This window comes from uncultured Flavobacterium sp. (assembly GCF_937967675.1).
Taxonomy (GTDB): domain Bacteria; phylum Bacteroidota; class Bacteroidia; order Flavobacteriales; family Flavobacteriaceae; genus Flavobacterium.
The window spans coordinates 1-12975 of sequence record NZ_CALBSN010000015.1 but is presented as its reverse complement, the minus strand read 5'-3'; the positions used below and the strand labels follow the sequence as shown (position 1 = coordinate 12975).

The 12975-nt window shown below is 33.1% G+C and carries 12 protein-coding genes; 6 read left to right on the top strand and 6 right to left on the bottom strand.

The window, feature by feature from the left end; genetic code table 11:
- Positions 1-31: 31 nt before the first annotated feature.
- Positions 32-529: a DUF6646 family protein gene (locus tag Q0075_RS01090; RefSeq protein WP_297867905.1), complete on the top strand. Its 498-nt coding sequence runs from the start codon at positions 32-34 to the stop codon at positions 527-529.
- Positions 530-577: 48 nt separating this feature from the next.
- On the opposite strand, the gene Q0075_RS01085 is transcribed toward Q0075_RS01090, so the two are convergent.
- Complete coding sequence (locus Q0075_RS01085; protein WP_297867904.1) at positions 578-952, bottom strand: hypothetical protein; 375 nt, start codon at positions 950-952, stop codon at positions 578-580.
- A gap of 91 nt (positions 953-1043) precedes the next feature.
- Between Q0075_RS01085 and Q0075_RS01080 the strand changes: the two genes are divergently transcribed.
- Positions 1044-1619: an alkylphosphonate utilization protein gene (locus Q0075_RS01080; protein WP_297867903.1), complete on the top strand. Its 576-nt coding sequence runs from the start codon at positions 1044-1046 to the stop codon at positions 1617-1619.
- A gap of 260 nt (positions 1620-1879) precedes the next feature.
- Here Q0075_RS01080 and Q0075_RS01075 read toward each other — a convergent pair whose 3' ends face one another.
- The 3 genes from Q0075_RS01075 to Q0075_RS01065 form a co-directional block, all read right to left on the bottom strand.
- The gene (locus Q0075_RS01075) at positions 1880-3427 is read right to left on the bottom strand and encodes an aldehyde dehydrogenase family protein (protein WP_231837087.1); all 1548 of its coding nucleotides are present in this window, start codon (positions 3425-3427) and stop codon (positions 1880-1882) included.
- Between the two features lie 98 nt (positions 3428-3525).
- Entirely contained in the window at positions 3526-4065 is a 540-nt protein-coding gene (locus tag Q0075_RS01070) for a 3-hydroxyanthranilate 3,4-dioxygenase (RefSeq protein WP_297867902.1), read from the bottom strand.
- 93 nt (positions 4066-4158) lie between these two features.
- The gene (locus Q0075_RS01065) at positions 4159-5277 is read right to left on the bottom strand and encodes an endonuclease/exonuclease/phosphatase family protein (RefSeq protein ID WP_297867901.1); all 1119 of its coding nucleotides are present in this window, start codon (positions 5275-5277) and stop codon (positions 4159-4161) included.
- Between the two features lie 139 nt (positions 5278-5416).
- Between Q0075_RS01065 and Q0075_RS01060 the strand changes: the two genes are divergently transcribed.
- The 4 genes from Q0075_RS01060 (at position 5417) to hflX (ending at position 11494) form a co-directional block, all read left to right on the top strand.
- Positions 5417-8206: a carboxypeptidase-like regulatory domain-containing protein gene (locus Q0075_RS01060; RefSeq protein ID WP_297867900.1), complete on the top strand. Its 2790-nt coding sequence runs from the start codon at positions 5417-5419 to the stop codon at positions 8204-8206.
- Positions 8207-8217: 11 nt separating this feature from the next.
- A complete protein-coding gene (locus Q0075_RS01055; RefSeq protein ID WP_297867899.1) occupies positions 8218-8838 on the top strand; it encodes a choice-of-anchor J domain-containing protein in 621 nt (206 codons plus the stop codon).
- Positions 8839-8844: 6 nt separating this feature from the next.
- Complete coding sequence (locus tag Q0075_RS01050; protein ID WP_297867898.1) at positions 8845-10173, top strand: DUF5689 domain-containing protein; 1329 nt, start codon at positions 8845-8847, stop codon at positions 10171-10173.
- A 97-nt stretch (positions 10174-10270) separates the two neighbouring features.
- A complete protein-coding gene (gene hflX, locus Q0075_RS01045; RefSeq protein ID WP_297867897.1) occupies positions 10271-11494 on the top strand; it encodes a GTPase HflX in 1224 nt (407 codons plus the stop codon).
- A 48-nt stretch (positions 11495-11542) separates the two neighbouring features.
- Here hflX and Q0075_RS01040 read toward each other — a convergent pair whose 3' ends face one another.
- Positions 11543-12385: a DUF3078 domain-containing protein gene (locus Q0075_RS01040; protein ID WP_291110112.1), complete on the bottom strand. Its 843-nt coding sequence runs from the start codon at positions 12383-12385 to the stop codon at positions 11543-11545.
- Between the two features lie 93 nt (positions 12386-12478).
- The coding region (locus Q0075_RS01035; RefSeq protein WP_297867896.1) for a DUF2480 family protein at positions 12479-12975 on the bottom strand (497 nt) is incomplete at its 5' end.

Here is a 12975-nt window from a genome sequence, read left to right as displayed (position 1 = left end):
CTTTGTATGAATAATAAAAAAGTCGAAAGCTATGAAAAATATTCTGACGGTAATTTGTTTATTTGCCACAATTCAAATGACAAATGCACAAGCGTTTAAAGGAAAAGGAGATACTAAATTTCAAGTAGGACTTAATCTTCAAGATGGTGGTTCGGGTATTACTTCAACGGTAGATTTTGGTTTGGGCGAAAATATGTCATTTGGATTCGCGGGAACTTATATATTAAATGCTGATAAAATTTTAGGAGAAAAACCAGCTTTTGAAGACAGAGCTGATATAAAAGCACGTTTTAATGCTAATATTGGCAGTGTTTTAGGTTTAGATTCCAAAATGGACATCTATCCTGGTTTGAATTTGGGTACTCGCAACTTTGGAGCACACTTAGGATTCCGTTATTTCTTTTCAAAAGGTTTTGGATTGTATGCAGAAGGTTCAGCCCCATTAGCTCGCTATGATTCTGATGTTCGTGGATTTGAACATTACAACAACCAATTTATATTTCATTTTGGAGCCTCTTTTAACTTTTAAAAGTTTATAAATACGTTATATCAAGGAAGTCGAAATGGCTTCCTTTTTTTATTCCGGTTGAAGTAAAATTGTTCTTTGTTGTGGAATGACGTGACACACATCGGAAGTAACACTGATTACTTCAGAAGTGTACGTAACGTAACCCGATTTTGAAACCGTAATCGTATAATTTCCTTCTCTTTCATAAGCGCCTGAAAAAACTGGTTCGGAACTATCAAAACTCTGTAAGGTTTCAGTATAACTTCCATCTCTAGCTACAACCGAAACACCTTCGCTTAAATAGGCATTGGTTTCGGCATCTTTTATAGTGATATTTAAACCTGCTCTTGCTTCTTCGGTACAGGCAATTTCGTTATCGTCTTCATCGCATTGCGTTGCTAATAAAATTGGTAATAAAGCTATGATTAAGAGTAATTTCTTCATTTTAAGTTTATTTTAGTCGAATAATCAAAGATAATTAATTTCAATTTATAACTTTGTCCCAAATTATTTATTTACGTAAAATCCATTCAAAATGAGTGTAATAGAAAAAAAACTGAAAGACCGCAGTGGTTCAGTTTGCGAAATTAGTGGTACCGAACACGATTTAGTTGTGTACACGTTACCACCTCACACTACGGAAAGTTTAGAACATTCGGTTTTAGTTGCGAAACATTTAAAAGACCAAATTGAAAACCCAGAAACCATGAATGAAAACGATTGGAGAGGGTTATCAGAAAGTATGTGGAATGAGCATTTGCCAGTACAAATTTTATCTTGGCGCATGTTAGCGCGTTTGAAAAACAACGATTTGCTTGACATGATGTACTTAGATGAAGAAGCCTTAGAATGGGCAAAAACAACAGGTGAAGGCGCAGAAGAAGACGAAAACAAAATTGTACATAAAGACAGTAACGGCGTTGTTTTACAAGATGGCGACTCGGTTGTTTTAATTAAAGATTTAGATGTAAAAGGCGCTACTTTTACTGCAAAACGTGGAGCTGCCGTACACAATATTAAATTAGTTTGGGACGACGCTAACTTGATTGAAGGTAGAGTGGAAAACCAAAGTATTTACATTTTGACGCAATACGTGAAGAAAACGAAGTAATTTTCAATGTGCCAATGTGGCAATGTGATAATATAAAACCCTGCAAATCAAATTTGTGGGATTTTTATTTACAATTTGTTATCTTTGGTTAAAACGAATCACGAGAAAGGATTTTATCGGAAACTGAGATACTCCGCTAGCGCGGAATTGCATTCCGTGCCCACATAGTAATAAAAACAACAAAAAACCCTGCAATTGCAGGGTTTTTCTATATCCAAAAAGTAACTAATCACTAATTACTTTTCACTAATCACTTAATTTTATAAATCAAACTTAATACCTTGAGCTAACGGTAATGCTGTTCCGTAGTTGATAGTATTCGTTTGTCTTCTCATATACGCTTTCCATGCATCAGAACCTGATTCACGTCCACCACCTGTTTCTTTTTCACCACCAAAAGCACCACCAATTTCAGCACCAGAAGTTCCAATGTTTACGTTAGCAATACCACAATCTGAACCTGCCGCAGAAAGGAATAACTCCATTTCTCTCATGTTGTTCGTAAAGATAGAAGAAGATAATCCTTGAGGAACTGCATTTTGCATTTCGATAGCTTCTTCAATTGTGCTGTATTTCATTACATATAAAACGGGAGCAAATGTTTCGTGTTGTACGATTTCAAACTCGTTTTTCGCTTCAATAATACATGGTTTTACATAACAACCGCTTTCGTATCCTTTTCCTTCTAAAACACCACCTTCTACAATTACTCTTCCACCTTCAGCTTTTGCTTTTTCGATAGCGTTTAAGTAATCTTGCACCGCACCTTTATCGATAAGTGGACCTACGTGATTGTTAGCATCTAATGGATTTCCAATTTTTAACTGCGCATACGCTTTTGCTAAAACGTCTAATGTTTTATCGTAAACACTTTCGTGAACAATTAATCTACGAGTTGAAGTACAACGTTGACCAGCTGTTCCTACTGCTCCAAATACCGCTCCTACCAATACCATTGATAAATCCGCTTCTTTAGAAACGATAATCGCGTTGTTTCCTCCTAATTCTAAGATAGTGTTCCCAAAACGCTCAGCAACCGTTTTTGATACGTGACGACCAATTCTTGTAGAACCTGTAAACGATACTAATGGAATACGTTTGTCGTTATTGATTAAATCACCCGATTCGTTACCCACTACTAAACAGCTGATTCCTTCTGGTAAATTGTTTCTTTCTAATACCGTTTGAATGATGTTTTGACACGCTACACCACATAAAGGCGTTTTTGAACTTGGTTTCCAAATACAAACATCACCACAAATCCATGCTAACATCGTGTTCCAAGACCAAACTGCCACTGGGAAGTTGAAAGCCGAAATGATTCCAACAATTCCAAACGGATGCCATTGCTCATACATTCTGTGCATTGGACGTTCTGAGTGCATTGTTAATCCGTGTAATTGACGAGACAAACCTACTGCGAAATCACAGATGTCAATCATTTCCTGAACTTCTCCAAGACCTTCTTGATACGATTTACCCATTTCAAAAGACACTAATTTTCCTAATGCTTCTTTATGCTTACGCAATTCTTCTCCCATTTGACGCACAATTTCTCCTCTTTTTGGAGCTGGAACCAAACGCCATGTTTTGAAAGCTTCTTCTGCAGCACTCATAGCTGTTTCGTAATCTTCTTTTGTTGAAGATTTTACTTTTCCAATCAAATCTCCTGTTGCTGGTGAGTATGATTCGATGATTTTTCCGTTAGAAAACCACTTTGTTCCAGTAGAAGTTCCTTCGTTAATTTCTTTAATGCCTAATTGTTGCAAAGCTTCTTGCATACCAAATTGAATTGCTGCTTCAGATATCATTTTATAACTTTTTATTCGGTTTTTGTTAAATTTTCACAAATGTAAAAAATATATTTTAATAAATATGTGTCTCAAGTTACACAGCTGTTTTTTTACTATTTCTTAGTAGTAAACTTAGGATTGGTTTCCATTACAGTACCACATTTTTTACACGTTCTTTTTTCTTCCGAATTGTAAAATGTACTGAAATGTGGTAAAAAGTCTTTTTCAATATCGTGTAATTCGAAATAGACTTCGTGTAATTTGTGATTGCAATTGTCGCAAAACCACAGTAAACCATCGTTGAATCCTTTTCCTGCGCGCTTTCTTTCGATTACTAAACCTACAGAACCTTCAGTTCTTGCTGGAGAATGCGGCACCTTAGCGGGATGCAAATACATATCGCCAGGACCTAATTTCATAGCTTTCTTTTCACCATCTTCTTGAATGTAAACGATGATTTCACCTTCTAATTGGTAAAATAACTCTTCCGTTTCGTTGTAGTGATAGTCTTTTCGTGCATTGGGTCCACCCACTATCATTACTATATAATCTTCCGATTCTACATATAAATTCTTATTACTAACCGGTGGTTTTAATAACGTTTTATTGTCTTCAATCCACTTTTGTAAATTAAACGGTTTTCCTATTGCCATCTTTTTTGCATTTAAAATGTAAAGTTACTAAAAAGAAAAAAGGTTAGCCGCATTTTATTGCCAACTAACCTTATTAAATTATTAAGACTAAAATTACTTCACTTCTTTCACTAAATAAATATAAACTGGGAAGTGATCTGAAAATCCTGGAGTTCCGTTTTGATTACGTAGTGGATATCCTTTCCATTGACCGGTTTTCTGAATTAGGAACGGTTTGTTGTAAATACCCGCTTTCCAATATTTAAAGGTTCTGTAATCGTTATTATCAGCAGGAACTAATTGTTGACTCACCATGATTTGGTCAAAAATATCCCCTGAATCTCTATAAAACAATGTAGCGTGACCATCCTTAGCCATTTGCTCAAAAGGATTATAAACATCTCTTGGTTCTTTTAATTCCGATTTTTTCAGTTTTGCACCAATACCTTCTTTTACACTTTTATTATAAGTTCCATCATTTAAGTCACCCATGGTAATAAATTTAGCTTTTGGATTAATTTTGATAATAGAATCCATAATTTTTCTATTTAATCTTCCGGCTGCTTCTCTATAAGGGCTACTTCTTTTTTCTCCACCCGAACGAGATGGCCAGTGATTTACAATAATATTAATTTCTTCACCATCTAACAAACCAGTTACCAAAAGTTGATCCCTTGTGTAAATTCTTTTTGTTTTTTTATCATAATTTACATTTTCCTCAACTTCTTTTTCTTCCTCTTTTGATTTTTTCTTATCAGAAGTAGTTTCTGTTTCATAAACATACAAAGGCACATTTATGTAACTTGTTGGCTGAAAATACTTTTCTTGATATAAAAACCCAACATCAATTCCACGTTTATCTGGAGAATCAAAATGCACAACTTTGTATCCTTTATTGATTAATGTGGGATGTTTTACTAAATCTTCTAATACTCTTCTGTTTTCAATTTCACAAGCTCCAATAATTACTGGTGAGTTTTTTTGACTTTCGCTTGTCCCCAATTCAATTAGAACACGACTTAAGTTATCTAATTTTTTATTATAATTTTTTTTAGTCCAGCCATTAACGGGAGTATATTCCTCGTCATATGTATCAGGATCGTTAATTGTATCGAATAAATTTTCAAAATTGTAAAAAGCAACGGTATGTACTTTAAATTTTTTATCCTGAGAAAAGCCTTTGATAGCTGAAAAAACAACTGCTAAAACCAAGAAAAAGTGTTTAATTTTCATAAAATGAATGTTATATTAATATCAAGTTTAACACAAAATAGGTGCCAAAGGTAAATAATATTATTAAAAGTTATACATTTGTAGGCTGTTAAGTTTGTAACTACTTAACATTAAATTAGTATTAATTATAAATTTCTTTATGAAAAAACTTGTACTAAGTACCTTATTGGTACTGCAAGCTGTTTTAGTTTTTGCACAGCAAAATCCGGCCTTGAAAGGTAAGGTTATAGATGCTAAAAGTCAAAAACCATTACAAAATGTTGTGGCTGTTATTCAGAGCACAAATCAAACTGCTTTAACATCGGTTGATGGAAGTTTTGTATTCCAATCTATTCCTTCAGGTGAGCAGGTATTAGTGGTTAAAACATCAGGTTATAACCAACAAACTTTTAACTTAGAACCTTTCGCTGGTGAAACCATTGACTTAGGGGTTGTTTTATTAGAAGAAGATATTACTTCGGAACAACAATTAAGTTTAGTAACAATAACCGAAAATGACTTAGGTGATGACAATAGTGGATCTGAAAGTACCTCGGGTTTATTACAGTCATCAAGAGACACTTATCAACAAGCTGCAGCATTCAATTGGGGACTAGCTCGTTTTAGAATTAGAGGTTTAGATAATGAATATGGTGTTACCATGATTAATGGTATCGCAATGAACAAATTATATGATGGCAGACCACAATGGAGTAACTGGGGTGGTTTAAATGATGCAACAAGAAATCAAGAGTTTACTATGGGTTCTGCTCCTTCGGATTATACTTTTGGTAGTGCTTTAGGAACACAAGAAATTAACACAAGAGCATCTTTTTACCGTCCTGGAACAAGAATTTCAATGTCTGGAACTAACACTAACTACAATTGGAGAATGATGGGTACTCATGCTTCAGGTATGAACAAAGATGGTTGGGCTTTTGTTGTTTCGGCTTCAAGAAGATGGGCAGAAGAAGCTTATTTTGATGGAACAGATTATGGCGCAAATTCTCTTTTTGCAAGTGTTGAAAAGAAAATTAACGATAAACACAGCATCAATTTAACTTCAATTTATGCTCAAAATAGCAGAGGAAAATCGTCTCCTAATACTCAAGAAGTTACTGATTTAAAAGGAATTAAATACAATTCATATTGGGGATGGCAAGATGGTAAAAAACGTAATTCTAGAGATAAAGACGTAGAAGAGCCAATGACTATGTTGTCTCACTATTGGAAAATTACGGAAAAAACAACATTAAATACTAATGTTGCTTTTCAAACTGGAAAAATTGGAAACTCTAGACTTGATTACCAAGGAGGTAATAATCCAGATCCTACATATTACAGAAATTTACCAAGTTATTATTTAAATCAATTTGATGATAATGGAGTTTGGACTCCAGATTATACCCAGGCTGGTATTGCCAGAACTAATTTCTTAGCAAATGGTCAAATAGACTGGAAAGCAATGTATTTAGCTAATCAAAATAGTGCTACTCCAGGAAGAAGTGTTTATGTTTTATATGAAGATAGAACAGACGACAATCAATTAAGCGCTAATACAATTTTAAACTCAAGTTTATCAGATAACATTAGTTTAACTGCTGCGGCTAATTTTAGAAAATTAAGATCACACAACCACCAAAACTTGTTGGATTTATTAGGAGGTCAATATTTCCTAGATATTGATCCTTTCTTTGCAGGAGATGCTACACAATCAAACTTAAACAACCCTAACAGACAAGTTAAAGAAGGTGACACTTATGGATACAATTATTTATTACACGCTTTAACTTTTGATGGTTTTACACAATTTAAATTTTCTTACGACAAAGCTGATTTTTATTTAGCGCAATCTTTTTCTAGAACAGAATATCAAAGAGAAGGATTGTTCAGAAATGGAATCTATGCAAACAATTCATTTGGTAAAGGAAAAAGCATCGTTTTTGAGAATTTTGGTTTCAAAGGAGGAATTACCTACAAACTTACTGGAAAACACCTATTGGATTTCAATGGAATGTACATGACAAAAGCTCCAACTTTAAGAAGCTCATTTTCAAATGCTCGTTTAAACAACAATATAACTCCTGATTTAGTTAGTGAATCTATTGTAAGTGCTGATGGTAGTTATATCATAAGAAGTCCTAAATTCAAAAGTAGATTAACAGGTTTTTATTCAAAAATAAGTAATGCTACTGATATTTCTTTCTTTTATGCTGAAAACATAGGTGATACTGAAGGAGATGAAGATGCTTTTGTTAGTGAAATTGTTACTGGTTTAGAAAAACAAAACATGGGAGTTGAACTTGGTATAGAATATCAAATTACATCTACAATTAAAGCTACTGCTGCAGCATCATATGGTCAATATATTTACTCTAAAAATGCTAAATTAAAAACTAATGATGACGGTTTAGCTGCTTTAGGTCAAGATCCTATAAAAGATTTTGGAAAAGTATATATTAAAGATTATCATCAACCTGGAATGCCTCAAACAGCTGCGTCATTTGGTTTAGAATACCGTGACCCTCGTTTTTGGTGGGTTGGAGCCAACATCAACTATCTTGGAGATTCTTATATCGATGTTTCAAACATATTAAGAACAGATAATTTCAGTATTAACCCAGCAACTGGAGTTTCTTATCCAGGTGCTACAGATGATGCTGTTAGAAAAGTTTTAAAACAAGAAAAATTTGATAGTTTCTCAATTTTAAACTTAACTGGAGGAAAATCATGGAGAATTAGTAAAGCAAATCGTAACACTGTTGGTTTCTTTGCTTCAGTAAATAATGTTTTAGATGTTACCTATAAAACGGGTGGTTTCGAACAATCTCGTAAAGCAACGTTTCCTGACTTACAACAAGATTTAGTTAGTGGAACTCGTGCTTTTGGTCCTAAATATTTTTATGGATACGGAAGAACTTATTTTGTTAACTTCTATATTAACTTCTAAAAAATTGCACTATGAAAAATAATTTATTAAAGTCACTTTTCTTGTTAGTAACTTCATCAGTAGTTTTAACAAGTTGCGTTGGTGAGGATGATTATGTAATTCCAACGGTAAAAACCCCTTTTTATTCTGAAGAATTTCAAGACATTCAACATAACACTGTTTTAGATTTAACAGGTTGGACAAATTTTGCTGAAGCTGGTACAATTTTCTGGAAAGAAAAAATTTATAGTGGTAATGGGTATGCAGAATTTAATACTTATGGTTCTGGAAATGCTTCAAACATTGGTTGGTTAATTTCACCTGCTTATGATTTATCAGGCTATGAAAGTGTAAAATTTTCATTTCAATCCGCTCAAAACTTCGTATCTGATAACGCAAACAAACTTCAAGTTTATGTTTCTTCAGATTTTGACGGAAGCAATGTAAATTCAGCAACTTGGAATGAAGTAGTATGTAGTGTTGCAAATAAAAGCACTACAGGATATTTATTTATTCCATCTGGTGAAATTAATTTAAGTGCTTATGAAGGACAAACCATTCACATTGCATTTAAAGTAACGGGTTCAGGAACTAACACTAACTTAGACGGATTATTCCAAGTGGATAATCTTTACGTATATACATCAAAATAATACGCTATGAAAAATTTAAGATTATTACTAACAATTACTGTTTTAACATCATTAGTAGGATGTGTAAATGGCGATGATTATGGAACTCCAGATTTATCAAACGAATGTATTTCTATTCCTAAGACTAAGGAAGTTTCAGAAATTACTTCACTTGCTGTAGGTACTGCTACACAATATACTACTGATGAAAATTTAGTAGATTATATTGAAGCTTATGTAACTTCAAGTGATGAAGGAGGAAACTTTTATAAGTCTATATCTATGGTTTCTACCGATGGTTCAACTGGTTTTAGTATGCCGGTAGACAATTACAACCTATATACAGAATTTGAACCAGGAAGAAAAGTTACCATCAAATTAGATAAAAACAGATATTTTAATAAACAATACGATGCTACAGTTATTGGGTCTTCATATAATGGTGGAGTAGGAAGAATTTCTGGTGTTGAATATAAAGATGTAATTTTAAGAAGCTGTGATAAAATTAATGAAGATGATATTGTAAATCATTTATCATTAAATCAAGCTCAGGCAGATCAATATATTAATAAATTGATTGAATTTGATAATGTTCAGTTTTCTGATGCAGCTTTAGGAAAAAATTACTACGATCCAAGTAATGTTAGTGGAGGAGCAACAAACCACACTATTACAGATATCTTTGGAAATAGTGTAACTATAAGGACTAGTGAATACGCAACATTTGCTTCAAAACCAATTCCTAGTGGTAGTGGTAAAATCAGATGTGTACTTACAAAATATATTAATAGTTCAGGAACTGCTTATTATCAATTTATGTTAAGAACATTAGAAGATGTAAAATTAGATCAACCACGAATCAATTTAGCTACAATTTTCAATGAACCTTTTGATACTAATTTCCCTAACTGGGTTAAACAAAATGTTAGTGGAACTACCGCTTGGAATGTACAAGCTACATTTGGTAACCCTACTTTTAATGCATTCATTAATGGGTTTGGAGTAAATAATGAAGATTGGTTAATTTCACCTTCTATTGATTTAAGTACAAATTCATTTGCAGTATTATCTTTTCAAACTAGTACTCGTTATGCGGGTCCTGCTTTAGAAGTTTATGTTTCTACTAATTATAGTTCAGGAGCACCTAGTACTGCAACTTGGACGCAATTAACTGGATTTAATTTACCTGTTTGGACTAGCGGAAGCTATACCTCTTGGAGCTTAGGCAATTCTGGAGGAATTGATATTTCGTCATTCACAGGAAATTCAAATGTTCGCGTTGCTTTCAAATACAGATCAACAACTTCTTCTGCAGCTGCATGGGAAGTAGATAATGTTAAAATATTAGGTCAATAGCCATACAACTTTTAGAAAACCCTCAACTAATGTAACATTATTTGAGGGTTTTTTTATACTTCTATTTCTCGTACCTTTGTATTCTTAAAGAATGATTATGTTAGAGAAAGAAGTAATTGACTTTGAAAAATCAATAGTAGTAGGAATAGTAACCCAAAACCAAAGTGAAGATAAACTAAACGAATATCTTGACGAATTGGAATTTTTAACATTTACCGCTGGTGGAACCGTTGTCAAACGTTTCTCACAAAAAATGGATAAACCCAATCCAAAAACGTTTGTTGGAACAGGTAAACTAGAAGAAATCAAATACTTTATCAAAGATAACGATATTAAAACCGTAATTTTTGATGACGAATTAACACCTTCTCAATCGAAAAATATTACCAAAGAATTAGATTGTAAAGTATTAGACAGAACCAATCTTATCTTAGATATCTTCGCGCAACGTGCTGAAACTTCGTATGCCAGAACTCAAGTAGAATTAGCGCAATGCCAATATTTATTACCCCGTTTAACAGGAATGTGGACGCACTTAGAACGTCAAAAAGGGGGAATTGGAATGCGTGGTCCGGGAGAAACCGAAATTGAAACAGACCGTCGTATTGTGCGTGATAGAATCTCTTTACTAAAAGATAAAATTAAAGTAATCGACAAACAAATGGCAACCCAACGAAGTAATCGTGGTGCCATGGTTCGTGTAGCTTTAGTAGGTTATACCAATGTTGGAAAATCTACTTTAATGAATGCTATTGGAAAAAGTGATGTGTTTGTAGAAAACAAATTATTCGCAACACTTGACACAACTGTTCGAAAAACAGTAATAAAGAATTTACCGTTCCTTTTAAGCGATACGGTTGGGTTTATTAGAAAACTACCAACACAATTAGTTGAATCGTTTAAAAGCACCTTAGACGAAGTGAGAGAAGCTGATTTATTGCTTCATGTGGTAGATATTTCGCATCCCGACTTTGAAGATCATATTGCATCGGTAAACCAAATTTTACTAGACATTAAAAGTGCAGACAAACCTACGATTATGGTTTTCAATAAAATCGACGCTTTTAAATCGGTTTATTTTGATGAAAATGATTTAAGTGTTGAAAAAACCACTAAACATTATACTTTGGAAGATTGGAAAAGAACCTGGATGAGTAAATTAGGAGAAAGCAAAACACTTTTCATTTCGGCAACTGAAAAAGCAAACTTTGAAGAATTTAGAGAAAAAGTATATGAAGCTGTTAGAGAAATTCACATAACAAGATTTCCATACAACAAATTTTTATATCCAGATTATAAAGATGCGGTTGAAAACGAATAAAAAAAGACCTCAACTGAGGTCTTTTTGTTTTATTTAAGCTATTTTGAATTAGAAACCATAATTCACACCTAAACCGATAATTTGTTTGGTTTGAAAGCCTCTAAATGCATTATCATCATAAATCGTTTGAAATGCAAAGTTTGTAGAAAGGTATTTATTGATTTTCATTACAATGTTTAATTGGTAATCAATATCAACATTTTGGGCATCTTCCAAATAATTAGAATATAAATTTAAAATATTCTCAACAGAAACATTTTCCATCAATTTGAATTTATAATAACCATTAACAGCAGCTCCTAATTCGTATCTTGTTGTTTCGCCTTGCTCTACACCAAAAGACGAGCTGAATTCTGTAAAATGATCATGAACCATAATTAACTTTGAAGTAGCTGGAGCGAAATTCACCTTTAAATTATCGCTTTTTTTCCACAACATACCAGGTCCAAATTGAAAAAAGGCAGGTGAAAAGAAATGCGAAATTTTTACAGTTTGAGTGGCTGGATCTAAACCAGTATCCATTTGTGTTTTAAAGTTGAAAAAAGCAGAATAAAACCAATAACCTGAAGCTTTTTTTCCTAAAAGTGAATTAAACTCAAGTCTGTCATCTGTTTTTTGAGTATCGGCACCTTTGATTTTGGTTAAACCATAGGATACGATGATTTTGTTATCCCAATTCCAATCCCCATTTTTATAATTGAAATCGTAATTTACACCAACATTCCCAGCGAAGTTATTCTGACCACCCGCTTGCCAATTACTAAAAGATGATTGATTTGCTAATAACGTAAAAACACCTTTTCTAGTCCAATGTTTTGTTGAATCTGTAGCTGTTTCTTGTCCAAAAAGATTTGAAACTATTAATAATAGAGGGATTAAAAATTTTTTCATTTATCTATATTTTAAAATTTGAAGGAGCAAAAGTAGTTATTTACTTAAAAGCACCAAATTTTAAAGATAAAATGAAAGTATAAACGATAAAACTTATTTTTTATAGAGTGGAACTGCCGAACAAGCTTCACCAAACATAACGCTTTTAGATACTTGCATCAATTTTTGAATCGCTAAAGTATATACTTGATTGGGAACCGGTTTTTTAGAACAACCTTTCAGAATTACAGGTTTTTGAAAATAGTCGGTATAATCCAATTTATTTAAAATATCCTGATACCATTCTATTGTAGCGAGTTCTTTATTTCCGTGAATGACTTTTAAAGCATGAGGTGCTAAATGAACTGCAACCAAAGCAAATGCCCATGCAGGTAAAATTGCATCCGTTGAACAATACAAAGCGACGTATTTGTCTTCAAATTGAGCCCAATCCATGTTTTTCAATTGTGCTCTAAAATCAGATTCTTTCAAGATAAACCCTTCCAACAACCATTGCGAAATATCTAAATCTACCACATGATTATCTGGATAGTAGTCTTCTAAATCGAATACCATCAAAGAACTTTGCGCTACTTTATTTACTATTTCGT